14 protein-coding genes are annotated in these 14941 nt (G+C 67.1%); 9 read left to right on the top strand and 5 right to left on the bottom strand.

Annotation, left to right across the window (positions count from 1 at the left end; translation table 11 throughout):
* The 4 genes from BVIR_RS08905 to BVIR_RS08895 all read right to left on the bottom strand — a co-directional run bounded on the left by BVIR_RS08905 (position 1) and on the right by BVIR_RS08895 (position 4130).
* Positions 1-1713 (bottom strand): ABC transporter ATP-binding protein, encoded by a 1713-nt coding sequence (locus BVIR_RS08905; protein ID WP_169788593.1) that lies wholly within the window; start codon positions 1711-1713, stop codon positions 1-3.
* A gap of 276 nt (positions 1714-1989) precedes the next feature.
* Complete coding sequence (locus tag BVIR_RS08900) at positions 1990-2994, bottom strand: helix-turn-helix transcriptional regulator (RefSeq protein WP_055037360.1); 1005 nt, start codon at positions 2992-2994, stop codon at positions 1990-1992.
* A gap of 566 nt (positions 2995-3560) precedes the next feature.
* Positions 3561-3803: a transcriptional regulator gene (locus BVIR_RS16825; protein ID WP_145912015.1), complete on the bottom strand. Its 243-nt coding sequence runs from the start codon at positions 3801-3803 to the stop codon at positions 3561-3563.
* Between the two features lie 117 nt (positions 3804-3920).
* Positions 3921-4130: a cold-shock protein gene (locus BVIR_RS08895; RefSeq protein ID WP_055037359.1), complete on the bottom strand. Its 210-nt coding sequence runs from the start codon at positions 4128-4130 to the stop codon at positions 3921-3923.
* A gap of 580 nt (positions 4131-4710) precedes the next feature.
* Between BVIR_RS08895 and BVIR_RS08890 the strand changes: the two genes are divergently transcribed.
* The 3 genes from BVIR_RS08890 to BVIR_RS08880 all read left to right on the top strand — a co-directional run bounded on the left by BVIR_RS08890 (position 4711) and on the right by BVIR_RS08880 (position 6539).
* The gene (locus BVIR_RS08890; protein ID WP_055037358.1) at positions 4711-5097 is read left to right on the top strand and encodes a YchJ family protein; all 387 of its coding nucleotides are present in this window, start codon (positions 4711-4713) and stop codon (positions 5095-5097) included.
* 114 nt (positions 5098-5211) lie between these two features.
* Positions 5212-6063: a threonine/serine exporter family protein gene (locus tag BVIR_RS08885; RefSeq protein ID WP_236823578.1), complete on the top strand. Its 852-nt coding sequence runs from the start codon at positions 5212-5214 to the stop codon at positions 6061-6063.
* Positions 6060-6539: a threonine/serine exporter family protein gene (locus BVIR_RS08880; protein WP_055037357.1), complete on the top strand. Its 480-nt coding sequence runs from the start codon at positions 6060-6062 to the stop codon at positions 6537-6539. The genes BVIR_RS08885 and BVIR_RS08880 overlap by 4 nt, the downstream gene beginning before the upstream one ends.
* Positions 6540-6668: 129 nt before the next feature.
* Here the strand turns inward: BVIR_RS08880 and BVIR_RS16820 are convergent, their stop codons facing one another.
* The gene (locus BVIR_RS16820; RefSeq protein WP_145912016.1) at positions 6669-6860 is read right to left on the bottom strand and encodes a hypothetical protein; all 192 of its coding nucleotides are present in this window, start codon (positions 6858-6860) and stop codon (positions 6669-6671) included.
* Between BVIR_RS16820 and BVIR_RS16815 the strand changes: the two genes are divergently transcribed.
* From BVIR_RS16815 to BVIR_RS08855, 6 genes are read left to right on the top strand one after another with little or no spacing between them, the layout of a single operon-like run.
* A complete protein-coding gene (locus BVIR_RS16815) occupies positions 6859-6948 on the top strand; it encodes a potassium-transporting ATPase subunit F (protein ID WP_145912017.1) in 90 nt (29 codons plus the stop codon). The genes BVIR_RS16820 and BVIR_RS16815 overlap by 2 nt on opposite strands.
* Positions 6949-6956: 8 nt before the next feature.
* The gene (kdpA, locus tag BVIR_RS08875) at positions 6957-8660 is read left to right on the top strand and encodes a potassium-transporting ATPase subunit KdpA (protein WP_055037356.1); all 1704 of its coding nucleotides are present in this window, start codon (positions 6957-6959) and stop codon (positions 8658-8660) included.
* A gap of 11 nt (positions 8661-8671) precedes the next feature.
* Positions 8672-10708, top strand: coding sequence for a potassium-transporting ATPase subunit KdpB (kdpB, locus tag BVIR_RS08870; protein WP_055037355.1), 2037 nt, complete (start codon positions 8672-8674; stop codon positions 10706-10708).
* Positions 10709-10716: 8 nt separating this feature from the next.
* Positions 10717-11304 carry a potassium-transporting ATPase subunit KdpC gene (gene kdpC / locus BVIR_RS08865; protein WP_055037354.1) on the top strand — a complete coding sequence of 196 codons (588 nt, stop codon included), beginning with the start codon at positions 10717-10719 and terminating at the stop codon, positions 11302-11304.
* Positions 11305-11309: 5 nt separating this feature from the next.
* Positions 11310-13997, top strand: coding sequence for a sensor histidine kinase (locus BVIR_RS08860; RefSeq protein WP_055037353.1), 2688 nt, complete (start codon positions 11310-11312; stop codon positions 13995-13997).
* The gene (locus tag BVIR_RS08855; protein WP_055037352.1) at positions 13994-14686 is read left to right on the top strand and encodes a response regulator; all 693 of its coding nucleotides are present in this window, start codon (positions 13994-13996) and stop codon (positions 14684-14686) included. The genes BVIR_RS08860 and BVIR_RS08855 overlap by 4 nt, the downstream gene beginning before the upstream one ends.
* Positions 14687-14941 lie beyond the last annotated feature (255 nt).

Below are 14941 nucleotides of genomic sequence, written 5' to 3'. Positions count from 1 at the left end.
TCAGGCCCCCCGGCTGACGTGGCGATAGCTGCGCACCGCCTGCTGGGCCGCCCACATGCGGGCGTAGAGCCCGCCGGCGGCGACGAGGTCGTCGTGGCGGCCGCGCTCGGCAACCCGCCCCTGGTCGAGCACCAGGATCTCGTCGACGTGGGTGATGGTGTGCAGGCGGTGGGCGATGACGATCATGGTGCGCTCGCGGGCGAGCTCCGCGATCGCGGTCTGGATCTCCGCCTCGTTCTCGGGGTCGGCGAAGGCGGTGGCCTCGTCCAGGATCAGGACCGGCGCGTTCTTGAGGACGGCACGGGCGATCGAGATGCGCTGGCGCTCGCCGCCGGACAGGCCGTGGCCGCGCTCCCCGACCAGCGTGTCGTAGCCGTTCGGCAAAGCGCAGATGAAGTCGTGGGCGCGGGCGGCCTTGGCGGCGGCGGCGATGTCGGCATCGCTGGCGTCGGCGCGGCCGAGTCGGATGTTGTCGGCGATGGTGCCGGCGAACAGGAACACGTCCTGGAACACCACGGCGAGGCGGGCGTGAAGGTCCTCCGCGCTCATGTCGCGGACGTCGACACCGCCGATGCGCACCGCGCCGCTGCGCACGTCGAGGAAGCGGGCGACCAGCCGCACCAGCGTCGACTTGCCCGACCCGCTCGGGCCGACCAGTGCCAGGCTGCGGCCGGGCTCGACCCGGACCGAGATGCCGTCGATGACCGCGCGCGCGCCATAGGCGAAGCCGACCTGATCGAGATCGATCGCCGCCGGGCCGATGGTGCCCTTGGTCTCGGCCTCCGGCATTTCGGGCAAGGCGAAAATCGTCTCGATATTGTCGAGATGCTGGAACTGCCGCATCACCCGGTGGCTGATGCCCTGGATGGCGCCGAAAATGTCGCCGAGGCCGAGCGCGAGCGCGAGGAACACCGCCAGCGTCGTGACGCTGATCTGGCCGGCCGCCGCCATCAGCAGCCCCGCCGGCGCCACCACCAGCAGATGGCTCGACAGCAGGATCTGCGCGAGGCCGCCGGGCACCACGGCGCCGCGCATCCAATCGTTGGAGAACCGCGTCATCAGCGCGAACATGCCAAAGGCGCGCTGCGTCGCTTGCTCGGCCTGATCGAACATGCGCACCGTCGGCAGGCCGTCGGCGATCTCGGCGGTGGTCTCGGCGAGCTTGGCCTGGATTTCGATATAGTCGCGGGTCGGCCCTTCGCCCGATTTCAACAGGCGGCCGAGCAGCCACATGCCGACCACCATCGGCACCAGCGTCAGCACCGTCAGCCGCCAGTCGACCACGACGAGGGCGACCAGCACCAGCGCCGGCGCGAGCAGCGCGGCGCTGGTCTCGGGGATGAGGTGGGCGATGCCGTCCTCGGTGGCCTCGACGTCGTCGAGCAGGATCGAGCGGACGCGGCCCTTCGCAGTGTCGTCGAACCAGCCGAGCGGCACCCACGACAGCTTGGCCGCGAGGCGCAGTCGCAGCTCCTTCTGCACCCGGAAGGCGATGAGATGGGACAGCGCGGTCGACAGGCCGAAGAACGCATGACGCGCGGCAACGCCGGCGACGGCGGCAAGGCCGATCAGCAGCAGGCGGTCGCTGTCCGGGTTCGGCGCCGTCAGCTCGGCGAAGGCCAGCGCGGCGGCGAGGTAGGGCGACAGCGCGAGCAGCGCCGCCAGGGTTCCCGCCAGGGCCGATCCAGCGAGGAGACCGCGACCGCTCGTCATCAGGGCCAGAATCTTGCCGGCAACCATTTGAATCGAAATCGGCGAACGCGACCCGACGCTCGTTTCAAACCCGGCCGGAGATTTAGTATTGCTTTCGTCTAGATCGTTCGTTTTATCGACGATACATGTTTCTTTATTTATTCCAATGTAGCTCGACACGGCTTGCACTCTCAATGTGAGCGAAGCCGCGATATAATACTATGTGTGATGTGAGAAAATCGTCACCATCTTTGCGTGCCGCAATAAAATCTTTGCGTAAACGCCACATGGCGAGCCTCACACCCGCCGCAACTCCGCACGCGGCGGATGGCCGAACCGGCGGCGGTAGGCGGTGGCGAAGTTGGCGGGGCTGGCGAAGCCGACGCGATAGGCGATCTGCGCCACAGACAGGCGGTCCTCGCGCAGTAGCACGCGCGCGACGTCCAGGCGGCGGTCACGCAGATAGTCGATAATGGTGACGCCGAACACCTGCTTGAAGCTGCGGCGCAGCGTGGTCTCGTTGACGCCGATGTCACGGGCGATCTGGCCGACCGTCGGCGGGTTGGCGAGCGCGGCCTCCAGCATCGCCTGGGCCCGTTCGGCCTGCTCGCGACGGAGCGCGGACAGGATCGGACAATCGGCCGCGGTCGCGCCTTCGAGATGAAGTGCAATTTCGAACAGGGCGGCGAGGATGCGCGCTTCGGCGTAGAGGCGGGCCAGCCGCCCGGTGTAGGGATTGGCGGCAAGATCGAGCAGGGTGGCGCGCAAGCGTTCGGCGCGCTCGAACTGCCGGAATTGGAGGCCGCATCGGCAGCCAGGGAACGCCGTGACCTGCAGGTCGTCGAGCAGCGGCTCAAGGCCCGCCGCCTCGACGAAAAATCCGCTCATGTCGCAGGTCATGCCGGCGCGATAATGGGTGGTGAAGCGCATCGGCTCGCCGAGCGCAACCAGGGTCGGAACGCCGATGCGATCGGTGGCGATCGAGCGGCCCTCGACATCGGCGGCGTGGCTCCCCGCCGTCAGAATGCCGACGAACATGCTGGCGTTGTAGACGCCAGAGACCGGGATGTCGTTGAGGTAGCGAAACCGGCACCCGCTGGCGAAGACGGACGGGCGAATGGCGTTGAACCAGAACTGGCCGTAGGCGAAGGCGGTGGTCTCGTCGACGGTGATGTCGTCGGTGCCATACAGAATTCTTTCGATGTTCGGGCAGGTGCCGACCATGTCGGCCACCGACAGCGTCCGGTCGGTGTCGGGCGGCGGAACCGCTTGGCCCCTTGCGACATTATTCCTATTGCTCATCGGCGGCTACCCAGCGCGCGGGACGACGGAATGCACAGGGTATGCAAATGAAATTCATTTGCATACCCGTCGCAACGTTATCCGGCCTGTGCGCGATGCGGTTATGGTTCGGCTGCGGCTACTGCGGACAAGGTCTTTTCCGCCGACCTCGATTGGACATCCGGGAGATCGCGTTGCGATCCCGAACGCCGCCGCTCCGAAAAAATACGTGTTCAGAACCGGGATAATCGGCGAGCGTCATACGTCTCAACGGCGTGAGTGGCCGGAAACCGTATGGATTGTCGCATCTTGTCTCCGCAACCCGGGTTCCGCCGCTGCGGAGCATGCTCCGGGATCCAGCCTCGCTAAAGCCGGCTGCGGGCGGCGTGGAGCGCGTCCGTTAACGCAAAAGCGCGCGGCCCGCCGGTCTAACACCAGTTGCGGTACCGACGTCGTCGAACCTGAACGGATGGCAGTATAACCGTTTCAGGCGCGCGTGGCTGGTGTTCCAGGTGGCGTGGGGTCGGCAGGGCAAAGGCAGAGCCGGCGCGGTTCCGCGGTCAAGGCGTGCCCTGCGCCCGACACATCTATTTCGACGATGCTCGGGTAACGGTTTTCTTTTTGGGCTTGGCAACTTTCGGCGTCGCCTTCGGCAAAGTCGCTTCCTTTGCCAAACGCAACTCTTTCAAGCGCGCGGTCTTCTCAAGGATGGCAGTCTGGCCGGCTTGGTACTCGGCCCATGCCGCCGCTCCAGCTTTCTCGTGCATTTCCTTGCGAAAATGCCGATCGGCCTTTTGGGCTGCAGCAGTTTGAGGCTGGTTGTCATTCATTTGCGGGGTCCGCGTGGCATTTGCATGAAAAAGCCCCGCAGTCCGGCGAACCGGACGCGAGGCTTAACCTGGGGCTTTGCCAGTACATCCGTGGTCAAAGCGCCTATCGCGCTATGCTCAAGCGGCCTTCAGGTTGTCAGCCGAAGACTTTCCAGTCCGACGGTCTGCGACCACGTCGAAAGACACGCGCTGTCCTTCGTTGAGGCTGTACATCCCCGCGCGCTCAACGGCGCTGATGTGAACGAACACATCGCGGCTCCCGTCATCCGGCTGGATGAAACCGAAGCCCTTTTGGCCGTTGAACCACTTCACGGTTCCCTGCGTCATGTATCGTATCCCAAGATAATAAGCTCAGCAGCGCGTCGGCGCAGCCGTTCAGAGGTCGAGATTTTGGAAGAAACCCGTTAGTCAAGCACGCTTTTCGCGGCGAGGCCAAGTCGTTCGGCCGAAACTCGATGCTTCTTCATAAACGAGCAAGTGCGGTCAGGCAAGGAAAATTTGCGGGGTCACCAAAATTTTCACACTACCGCGGGCGCCCGACTCGCGGAAAAACCGTGTGACGAACACGGGTCGGGAGCGGCCGGCAGGCGCTCCAGCATCGCGGTGTGGGGAAGGCACTCGCGCGCCATCCGCCGCCTTCCCGCGCGTTCAATGCGCTGCGCTGAGCGGCCGTGCTCATCGACATGAGGCGCCGGGCTGGACTGGCGCTTCGGCCACGGTGCAGCATTGCGCGACGCGCGGCGCGGGAAAATCCGCCGATCCGAGAGATCGATCGCATGCCCGGATCGGGCTGTGCCTGCGTTTCCAAACCGTCCTTGAGGACTTCGGCGAACGGATGCATTGAGGGTTTGAAGTATCTTCGCAAATCCGGATTGCGCGATTTCAAATGCGCTTAAGGAGCCTCGCCATGGAGTGCCCGTGCTGTTCCGGCCGGCCGTTTGATCAGTGTTGCGGGCCGGTGCTGGAAGGAACGGATCAAGCCCGCTCCCCCGAGGCACTGATGCGCTCGCGCTATACTGCGTACGCCCGGAAGGCGTTCGATTACATCCTTGCCACCACCGACCCGCAGCGCCGCTACGATTTCGATCACGATGCCGCGAAGGAGTGGATGCGCACCAGCACGTTCACCGGGTTGCAGGTGTTGGCGAGTTCGGAAGACGGCAACAAGGGTGTCGTCGAGTTCATCGCCTGCTTCCGCCGCAATGGCGGTCGCGAAGAAAAGCACCGCGAACTGTCGCAGTTTCGCAAGCAGGCGGGGCGGTGGTATTTCCGGCCGGAGCGCGGGCGCGCGTGATCGGGCTCCCGCCGGACCGTGATCCGGAGCACGGTTGCGCGTCGCTGGCACGCCGTGTCCACAGGGTGGCTTGCCGCCCTCGATGCAGGTGCGTACCCTCGCCGGCCGTTCGGATTGCTGCGAGCGCGGCGGAAGGACATTAGCACTGGCATGCGACACGACGGTTCGACGCCGCGAAGCGAGACCGATCCGGTCAAGATTCGCCACCGCGAGCTTGAGCGCATCGCCCACGCGGCGCTGCAGGTCGGCAGCGTTCTGACCCAGAGCGGAGCTCCAGTGCGTGTTGCGCACGAGGGTGCGCGGCTGATCGCGGTTGGCTTGGGCGCTGGCGTGCTGGGAATGCGGTCGGGATATGCGTCGTTCGAAATCACCGTCGGCACGGGCACCAACACCATCACGCGGATGATGCAGGTCGGCCCGCATGGCGTGAATCATCGGTTCGATTTCGCCGTCCGTGACTTGGCTGTCCGCGCCTCGAAAGGCGGCATGACGCCGGACCAGATCGAGGCGGAAGTCGACCGTTTGCGGGCCGAGACGCCGCGCCATCGGCCATGGGTGGTTGCTATCGCAACCGGGGCGGCGTGCGCGGCGTTCGGCCGGTTGCTGGGTGCCGATTGGGCCGCGTTCCTTCCCGTGCTCGCTGCGGGCAGCATCGGGCAGGCGATCCGGCACCTGCTGCTCGCCCGCCGCATCAACGTGTTCGTCATCACCACGATCGTCGGGTTCGTCGCGGCGACGCTGGGTGGTCTCGGCGCGCGGTTTGCGGGCTCGGGCGCCGTTGAGCTCGCGATGATGGCCTCGATCCTGCTCTTGGTGCCTGGCGTTCCCTCGACCAACGCCCAGACCGACATCATGGACGGCTATCCGACCATGGGCAGTGCGCGGGCGGTGTGGGTGGTGATGATCATGGTGTTCGCGGTGACGGGCGTGTGGCTTGCGGAAATCGCGCTGGGGCTGCACCGATGACCGGCGAGATTTCGGCAGCGCTGCTGCATCTCGGCCATCAGGCCTTGTTCGGCGCGGTTGCGGCGGCGGGGTTCGGGGTGTTGTTCAATTTCGGCGGGCGCGCACTGCTGTGGTGCGCCGCGGCCGGAGCCCTGGCGCTTGGCGTGCGAACCCTCGGCCAGGAGAGCGGCAACAGTCTGGAGGCCGCGACGTTCACCGCCGCCGCCGTCACCTCCTGCGTCGCGATCCTGGTGAAGCGCTGGCTCGGCGTTGCCTGTCACGCCGTCGCGCTTGCGGGGTGTATTCCGATGGTGCCGGGCGCATTTCTCGCCCAGGCGCTGCTCGGCTTTTTCGCGGTGGCCGCCGCCGCGCCCGGCCAGCCCGATGCCACGGTTGTGGTGGCGCTGCAGGCGTTCATTCGCGTCGTCACGACGCTCGGCGCAATCGGCGCGGGGCTGGCGATTCCGGCCTATCTGTTGCGCAGCCGCGAGTTTTGAGCGCTGCGCTCCCTCGCCGTCGTCATGACACGGTGTCCGGTTGATCGTTTGAACCCGGAAACCCTCTCGCCGGACAATCGCTGATCGCGGGCGCGAGCTGGCGCATCGGCCGGCGGCGCACGGCATTCTTTACGCAGACTTTATGGTGACGCCGCGGAATCGATATCGCGGCTTTACGCCGGATTTGGCGAGGATCTCAGCGTCCCCCAATTCCGGAGGTTTGTCGTGCCGCCCGATCTTCTGTTTCTCGCTCTGGGTCTTGCCATGTTCGGCCTCGCCGCGTTCGCGGTGGCGGCGGCAGAGCATCTGTGAGGCCGCCATGTCGCTCGACCTCATTCTCGGTCTCGCCACGGCGAGTGTGATTTTCGTCTTCCTCCTGGCGGCGTTGCTGCGTCCTGAGCGGTTTTGAGACACGCCATGGTCAATGATCTTCTGCAATTCTCGTTGTTTCTCGCGATCCTGACGGCGCTCGCCGTTCCGCTCGGCCTCTATCTGGCGCGAGTGTTCCGCGGCCAATGGACGCCGCTGACGCCGGTGCTGGCACCGGTCGAACGCGGGCTCTATGCCATGGCGGGCGTTCGTCCCGACCAGGGCCAGCATTGGTCGCGCTATGCGCTATCGCTGATCGCGTTCAACGCCGCGGGCTTCCTGCTGCTCTACGCCATCTTGCGGCTGCAGCACCTGTTGCCGCTCAACCCGATGGAGTTCGGCGCGATGGCGCCGGATCTGGCGTTCAACACCGCGGTGTCGTTCGTCACCAACACCAACTGGCAGGCCTATGGCGGCGAGACCACGCTGTCGCCGTTGTCGCAGATGCTGGGCCTGACGACGCAGAACTTCGTGTCGGCCGCAACCGGCATGGCGGTGGCGGTGGCGGTGACGCGCGCGGTGGCGACGCGCTCAGGCCGGACCATCGGCAATTTCTGGGTCGATCTGGTCCGCGCCAATCTTTACGTCCTGCTGCCGATCTGCCTGGTCTCGGCCGTGTTCCTGGTCAACCAGGGCATGCCGCAGACGCTCGATGCGTCGGTTGCGGTGACGACGCTGGACGGCAACGACCAGACCATCGCGCTTGGGCCGGTGGCCTCGCAGGTCGCGATCAAGATGCTCGGCACCAATGGTGGCGGCTTCTTCAACGTCAATGCATCGCATCCGTTCGAGAACCCGACCGCGCTGTCCAACTTCGTGCAGATTCTGTTGATCCTCGCCATTCCCGCGGCCTTTCCGTTCTTCTTCGGCCGCATGGTGGGCGACATGCGCCAGGGCGTCGCGATCTGGGCGGCGATGACCGTGCTGTTCGTCATCGTGTTGCTGGCGGCGTGGGGAGCCGAGCGGTTCGGCAATCCGCTGCTGGCCGATCTCGTCGAGCCCGCCGCGCTCAGCATGGAGGGCAAGGAGGTACGCTTCGGCCTTGCCCAATCGGTGCTGTTCGCGGTGGCCACCACGGTTGCCTCGTGCGGGGCGGTCAACACCATGCACGATTCGCTGACGCCGCTGGGCGGCCTGGTGCCGCTGTTCAACATGCTGGTCGGCGAGGTGATCTATGGCGGCGTCGGCGCTGGCTTCTACGGCGCGGTGCTGATGGTGGTGCTCACGGTGTTCCTCGCCGGGCTGATGGTCGGCCGCACGCCCGAATGGCTCGGCAAAAAGGTGGAGGCCCGCGAGGTCAAGCTCGCGGCGTTGACGTTGTTGGTGATGCCGATCGGCGTGCTGGCGCTGGTGGCGCTCGCGATCGTCACCGGCAATGCCCAGACCTCGGCGCAGGACGCCGGGCCGCACGGACTCAGCGAGGTGATCTACGCCTACACCTCCGGCACCGCCAACAACGGCTCGGCGTTCGCCGGCTTCTCGGCCAACACCGTGTGGCACAACACCATGATTGGCCTTGCCATGCTGATCGGCCGGTTCGGCTACATCGTGCCGGTGCTGGCCATCGCCGGGTTGCTGGCGGCCAAGAAGACCACGCCGGCGTCCGCCGGCACCTTCCCGACCCATGGGCCGGTGTTCGTCGTGCTGCTGATCTCGGTCATCGTCGTGGTCGGCGCGCTCACCTTTTTGCCAGCGCTGGCGCTGGGTCCGATCGCCGAGCACGTCTCGATGATCGCCGGCATCACGTTCTGAAGGCTGCCACCATGTCCAAGCATCCTCCCAAGGAAATCGCCCTGTTTGCGCCGGCGGTGGTCGGGCCCGCGCTCGGCCAATCGTTTGCGAAGCTGAACCCGCTGCGGCTGGCCCGCAATCCGGTGATCTTCGTCACCGCGCTGGTGGCGGTGCTCACCACTGTGCTGGCGATCCGCGACGGTGTCATCGCCGCGCCGAACTTTGTGGTTGGCGCCCAGGTGGCGGCGTGGCTGTGGGCCACCGTGCTGTTCGCCAATTTTGCCGAAGCGGTGGCGGAGGGCCGCGGCAAGGCCCGCGCCGACGCCTTCCGCGCCACCCGCGCCGCGGCGAAAGCCAAGGTGCTGCTCGGCGTCGGCGAACTATTCGAGTTCAAGGACGCCGAGTTGCTGGAGCCCGGCGACGTCATCATCGTCGAGTCCGGCGAGACCATCCCGACCGACGGCGAGGTGATCGAGGGCATCGCGTCGGTCGACGAAAGCGCGATCACCGGCGAGTCGGCGCCGGTCATCCGCGAGTCGGGCGGCGACCGCTCGGCGGTCACCGGCGGCACCCGCGTGGTGTCGGACTGGATCAAGGTGAAGGTCACATCCAGGCCTGGCGAAACCTTCCTCGACCGTATGATCGCGCTGGTGGAAGGCGCCAAGCGCCAGAAGACGCCGAACGAGATCGCGCTCGACATCCTGCTCGCCGGGCTCACCTTGGTGTTCCTGTTCGTGGTGGTCACGCTGCCGGCGTTCGCCTCGTGGTCGGGCACCGAGGTGCCGGTGGTTTATCTCGCCGCGCTGTTCGTGACGCTGATCCCCACCACCATCGGCGGGCTGTTGTCCGCCATCGGCATCGCGGGCATGGACCGGCTGGTGAAGGCCAACGTCATCGCCAAATCGGGCCGCGCGGTCGAGGCGGCCGGCGACGTCGACTCGCTGCTGATCGACAAGACCGGCACCATCACCTTCGGCAACCGCATGGCGGACGCCTTCGAGCCGCTGCCCGGCGTCGCCGAGCGCGAGTTGGCGGAGGCGGCCTTTCTCGCCTCGCTGGCCGACGATACCCCGGAGGGCAAGTCGATCGTCGAGCTGGCGCAGAAGCGGTTCGGCTTCAGCCCGGACAGCACCGAGGCGGTGACCTTCATCCCGTTTTCCGCCCACACCCGAATGTCGGGCGTCGATCTGGCCGGCGGCGGCGTGGTGCGCAAGGGTGCCTCCGACGCCATGCTGCGCCTTGCCGGCGGCGTGGCGCCGGTTGAGCTCGACGCCATCATCCGCCGTATCGCCGCGACCGGTGGCACGCCACTGGTGGTGGTGCGCGACCGGACGTTGCTCGGCGTCGTCCACTTGAAGGACATCGTCAAGCCCGGCATCCGCGAGCGCTTCGCCGAGCTGCGCCGCATGGGCATCCGTACCATCATGATCACCGGCGACAACCCGCTCACCGCCGCGGCCATTGCCGCGGAGGCCGGCGTCGACGACTTCCTGGCCGAGGCGACGCCAGAGAAGAAGCTCGAGCTGATCCGGCGCGAGCAGGCCGAGGGCAAGCTGGTGGCAATGTGCGGCGACGGCTCCAACGATGCGCCGGCGCTGGCGCAGGCCGACATCGGCGTCGCCATGAACTCCGGCACGCCGGCTGCCAAGGAGGCCGGCAATCTGATCGACCTCGATTCCGATCCGACCAAGCTGATCGAGGTGGTGCTGGTCGGCAAGCAGCTGCTGATCTCGCGCGGCGCGCTCACCACCTTCTCGGTCGCCAACGACGTCGCCAAATACTTCGCGATCCTGCCGGCGCTGTTCGTCACCGCCTATCCGGGGCTTGGCGTGCTCGACGTGATGGACCTCGGCACGCCGCAGTCGGCCATCTTGTCGGCGATCATCTTCAACGCGCTGATCATCGTTCTGCTGATCCCGCTGGCGCTGAAGGGGGTGCGCTACGCCCCGGCCTCGGCCTCTCAGCTGCTCAAGCGCAATCTGCTGATCTATGGCTTGGGTGGCCTGATCGTCCCCTTCGTTGGCATCAAGGCGGTCGACATCGTCGTCGACCTGCTGCACCTCGCGTGAGGAACGTCATGTTCGCTATTCTCCGTCCTGCTGTTGTGCTGACCGTGCTGCTCAGCGCGTTGCTCGGCTTGTTGTATCCACTGACCGTCACCGGTCTTGCGCAGGCGCTGTTTCCGGCGGCGGCCAATGGCTCGCTGGTGCTGCGGGATGACCAGGTGGTGGGGTCGAGCCTGATCGGCCAGGCCTTCGCGGCGGACCGCTACTTCCATTCGCGGCCGTCGGCGACCTCCGGCGCCGATCCGGCCGACCCGGCCAAGACGGTGGAGGCGCCGTACAATGCGGCGAACTCGTCGGGCTCCAATCTCGGCCCGACCTCGTCCAGCCTGATCGAGGCAATCAAGGCGCGCGCCGCGGCGTTCGAGGATGGCCGGGCTCCGGCCGATCTCGTCACCGCCTCGGCCAGTGGGCTCGACCCGCACATCTCGCCGGCCGCGGCATGGGTCCAGGTGCCCCGCGTCGCCTCCGCCCGCGGCATTCCGGAACAGGAGATTGCGGCGGTGGTGAGCCGCTCGATCGAGGGCAGGACTTTGGGTATCATCGGCGAGCCGCGCGTCAACGTCCTGAAGCTCAACCTCGCGCTTGACGGGCAATACTGAGAACGATGGCATCACACGACACCCGCCCGGAGCCGGAAGCCCTGTTGGCGGAAGCCAACAAGGGCCACCGGGGTGAACTGAAGATCTACCTCGGCGCGGCGCCGGGCGTCGGCAAGACCTACGCCATGCTGGAGGAGGCGAAGAGCCGCCAGCGCGACGGCGTCGATGTCGTCGTCGCCATCGTCGAAACCCACGGCCGGGTGGAGACGGCGGCGCTGCTCGCCACCCTCGAGCAGCTGCCGCGCAAGGTGATGAGCTATCGCGGCCGCGACCTCGCCGAGATGGATATCGACGCGGTGCTGGAACGCCGGCCGCAGCTCGCGATCGTCGACGAGCTTGCCCACACCAACGTGCCCGGCAGCCGCCACCCCAAGCGCTGGCAGGATGTCGAGGAGGTACTGAATGCCGGTATCGACGTTATCACCACCCTCAACATCCAGCACATCGAGAGCTTGAACGATGTCGTCGCCCGCATCACCGGCGTGCGGGTGCAGGAGACGGTACCCGACGAGATCCTCAAGACCGCGGACGAGATCGAGCTGATCGATTTGCCGCCGGAGGAGCTGATCGAGCGGCTGCGCCAGGGCAAGGTCTACGTGCCCCAGCAGATCACGCGGGCGCTGAGCCACTTCTTTTCCAAGGGCAATCTCACGGCGCTGCGCGAGCTGGCGATGCGCACCGCGGCCCAGCGCGTCGATGCCGAGATGGTCGCCTACATGCGCGCCCACGCCGTGGTCGGCCCATGGCCGACCCAGGAGCGCCTGCTGGTCTGCATCAACGAATCGGAGGTCGCCAAGGAACTGGTGCGCTCGGGCAAGCGCAAGGCTGACCGCATCAAGATTCCATGGATTGTCGCCACCGTGCTCACCCCCTCGCACGAGGCGATGGGCGTCGGCGCGCGCGCCGCCATCGCCGAAGCGTTGCGGCTCGCCGAGAGCCTTGGCGCCGAGATCGCCACCTTGCGCACCGACCGCGATGTCGCAGGCGAAATCCTGCGCTTTGCGCGGTCGCGCAACGCCTCGCGCATCCTGATCGGGCGGGCGCGCCGCCGCTGGCCCTACGGCATGTTCCGCGAGCCGGTCGCCGAACGCCTGATCAAGCTTGGCACCGATTTCGAGGTCACGGTGGTGCCGAGCGGCCGGCCGCTCGGGCGCCTTGCGCTGGCGCCGCTGTGGAATGCGGTGCCGAACGTCACGGGATTTCTCGAGGCGCTGCTCGGTGTCGCGGTCGCTTCGCTGGTGGCCTGGCCGCTGTGGTCCTACCTTCCGGTCGCCTCGCTGTCGGTGATCTATCTTGTCGCGGTGCTGGGCGCCGGCGTGCGCCACGGCCTGTGGGTGGCGCTGTTTGCCAGCGTCAGCGGCTTTCTGGCCTACAATTTCCTGTTCACCGAGCCCTATTACTCGTTCGAGGTGGCGCAGCACGAGTCGATCGTCGCGCTTCTGGTGTTCCTGATCAGCGCGCTGTTCACCGGCACGCTGGCGAGCCGGCTGCGCATGCAGGTCGAGAACATGCGCGCCACCCAACGGCGCACCGAAACGCTGTACGAGTTCTCGCGCAAGATCGCCCAGGTCTCCAAGCTCGACGACGTGCTGTGGGCGGCGGTTCACCACTTGGCGGCGACGCTGGAGGTGCAGTCGCTGGTGCTGATGCCGGGGGAGGGGGGCGAGCTGGAGATGGTGCAGGGCTATCCCACCATCGACGATCTCGACCCCAAGGATTGGGGCGCGGCGCAATGGGCGTGGGAGAAGGCCGAGTTGGCCGGGCGCGACACCGCGACGCTGCCGACCGCGGACTGGCTGTTCCTGCCGATGGCGACCGCGAGCGCGGTGCTCGGCGTCATCGGCGTTCGCTTCAAGGACCCCGCGCGCGCCGGCGATCCCGAGACCAGGCGGCTTCTCCTCGCCGTTGAGGATCAGATCGCGGTGGCGATCGAGCGCACGCGCCTTGCTGCGGACCTGGAGGATTCGCGGGTGACGGCGGAGAGCGAGAAGCTGCGGGCGGCGCTGCTCAACTCGGTGTCGCACGATCTCAGGACGCCGCTGGTGTCGATCATCGGCGCCGCCACCGAGCTGGCGTCGGCGCGCGCGCTGTCGCCGGCCGACCGCGACGCGCTCACCTCGACCGTGCTGGAGGAGGCGCAGCGGCTCGACCGCTATGTTCAGAACCTGCTGGACATGACGCGCCTCGGCTATGGCGCGCTCAACCTGCGTCGCGGCGCGGTCGATCTGCGCGAGATCGTCGGGCGTGTGCGCAGCGATCTGGCCCGCGTGCTCGGCACCCGTGAGGTGGTGGTCGACATGCCGCGCGACCTGCCGCCGGTCGATGTCGATCCGGTGCTGATCGGCCAGGTTTTCGTCAATGTGCTGGAGAATGCGGCCAAGCACGCGCCCGGGCGCACGGCGATCGCGATCCGCGCCCGCCCGGAGGCGTCCTCGATCCGCGTCAGCGTCATCGACGAGGGACCCGGCATCCCACCGGCGGATCGCGACAAGGTGTTCGACCTGTTCTATCGTGTCCGCGCCGGCGACGGCCAGTCCACCGGTACCGGGCTCGGGCTCGCCATCGCCCGCGGCCTGGTGGTGGCCCACGGCGGCAACATCCGCGCCGACGCCGGGCCGAACGGCAACGGCACCTCGATCGACATCACCCTGCCGGTTGCCAAGGTGCCCGATGCCGCGGAGGACACGGTGTGATCCGCATCCTGCTGATCGAGGACGAGGCGCCGATCCGTCGCTTTCTGCGCATCGCCCTGCAGAACGAGGGCTACGAGGTCATCGAGGCCCAGCGGGGCCGGGGCGGCATCGAGGCGGCGGTGGCCGGCGCGCCGGCGTTGGTGATCCTCGATCTCGGCCTGCCGGACATGGACGGCAAGGACGTCATCGCCAGCCTGCGCGAATGGTCCAGCGTGCCGATCCTGGTGCTGACGGTTCGCGATGCAGAGACCGAGAAGATCCGCGCGCTCGATCTGGGGGCGGACGACTACGTCACCAAGCCGTTCGCCACGGGAGAGCTGCTGGCGCGCCTGCGCGTGCTGCTGCGCGGGCGCGAGGAGCGCGAGCCGGTGGCGGTCGACGTCGGGCCGTTGCGCGTCGATTTCGCCCGAAGGTGCGTCACCGTCGACGGCTCCGAGGCCAAGCTCACCCGCAAGGAGTTCGACGTGCTGGCGCTGCTCGTCCGCCAGGCCGGCCGGCTGGTGACACACCGCCAGATCCTGAGCACGGTGTGGGGGCCGGCGCACCAGAGCGATACCCACTATCTGCGCATCGTCATCGGCCATTTACGCGACAAGCTCGGCGACGACGCCGCCAGCCCGCGCTTCATCCTCACCGACCCCGGCGTCGGCTATCGCCTCGCCGAGCCCGCCGGTGGCGAGGACCGCTGACAGGCCGCCTTCGGCCAGGCGCTTCTTTTCCCGCGGGGGAGGGCGTCCGAGCGGATGCTCTGTCGGGTGGGGGCATTCGACCTGTGCAACCCCCGTCAAATTCCTTGCGATGCGCGGCGATCACCCGAAATTCGTATGATTCGGCGTCGTCAAGCCCGATTTCGTGCGATCGGGCGGGCCGTGCCGGCTCACAGGTGGGGATGAACCGGCCGGACGCCTTGCCGATGGCGAGCGGTCGGAGGCAAATTCCCGGCC

Source organism: Blastochloris viridis (assembly GCF_001402875.1).
In the GTDB taxonomy this organism is placed as follows: domain Bacteria; phylum Pseudomonadota; class Alphaproteobacteria; order Rhizobiales; family Xanthobacteraceae; genus Blastochloris; species Blastochloris viridis.
Note: the sequence above shows the minus strand (reverse complement) of the source record. Positions and strands in the feature narration are given on the sequence as shown.

What these genes read in the sequence shown, in the direction of transcription:
- BVIR_RS08890 (WP_055037358.1), top strand. Translation starts at nt 4,711, where the DNA reads ATGGAGTGCCCGTGCTGTTCCGGCCGGCCGTTTGATCAGTGTTGCGGG.
- BVIR_RS08860 (WP_055037353.1), top strand. Translation starts at nt 11,310, where the DNA reads ATGGCATCACACGACACCCGCCCGGAGCCGGAAGCCCTGTTGGCGGAA.
- BVIR_RS16815 (WP_145912017.1), top strand. Translation starts at nt 6,859, where the DNA reads ATGTCGCTCGACCTCATTCTCGGTCTCGCCACGGCGAGTGTGATTTTC.
- BVIR_RS08895 (WP_055037359.1), bottom strand. Translation starts at nt 4,130, where the DNA reads ATGACGCAGGGAACCGTGAAGTGGTTCAACGGCCAAAAGGGCTTCGGT.
- kdpC (WP_055037354.1), top strand. Translation starts at nt 10,717, where the DNA reads ATGTTCGCTATTCTCCGTCCTGCTGTTGTGCTGACCGTGCTGCTCAGC.
- BVIR_RS08880 (WP_055037357.1), top strand. Translation starts at nt 6,060, where the DNA reads ATGACCGGCGAGATTTCGGCAGCGCTGCTGCATCTCGGCCATCAGGCC.
- BVIR_RS08900 (WP_055037360.1), bottom strand. Translation starts at nt 2,994, where the DNA reads ATGAGCAATAGGAATAATGTCGCAAGGGGCCAAGCGGTTCCGCCGCCC.
- BVIR_RS16820 (WP_145912016.1), bottom strand. Translation starts at nt 6,860, where the DNA reads ATGGCGGCCTCACAGATGCTCTGCCGCCGCCACCGCGAACGCGGCGAG.
- kdpA (WP_055037356.1), top strand. Translation starts at nt 6,957, where the DNA reads ATGGTCAATGATCTTCTGCAATTCTCGTTGTTTCTCGCGATCCTGACG.
- BVIR_RS16825 (WP_145912015.1), bottom strand. Translation starts at nt 3,803, where the DNA reads ATGAATGACAACCAGCCTCAAACTGCTGCAGCCCAAAAGGCCGATCGG.
- BVIR_RS08905 (WP_169788593.1), bottom strand. Translation starts at nt 1,713, where the DNA reads ATGACGAGCGGTCGCGGTCTCCTCGCTGGATCGGCCCTGGCGGGAACC.
- kdpB (WP_055037355.1), top strand. Translation starts at nt 8,672, where the DNA reads ATGTCCAAGCATCCTCCCAAGGAAATCGCCCTGTTTGCGCCGGCGGTG.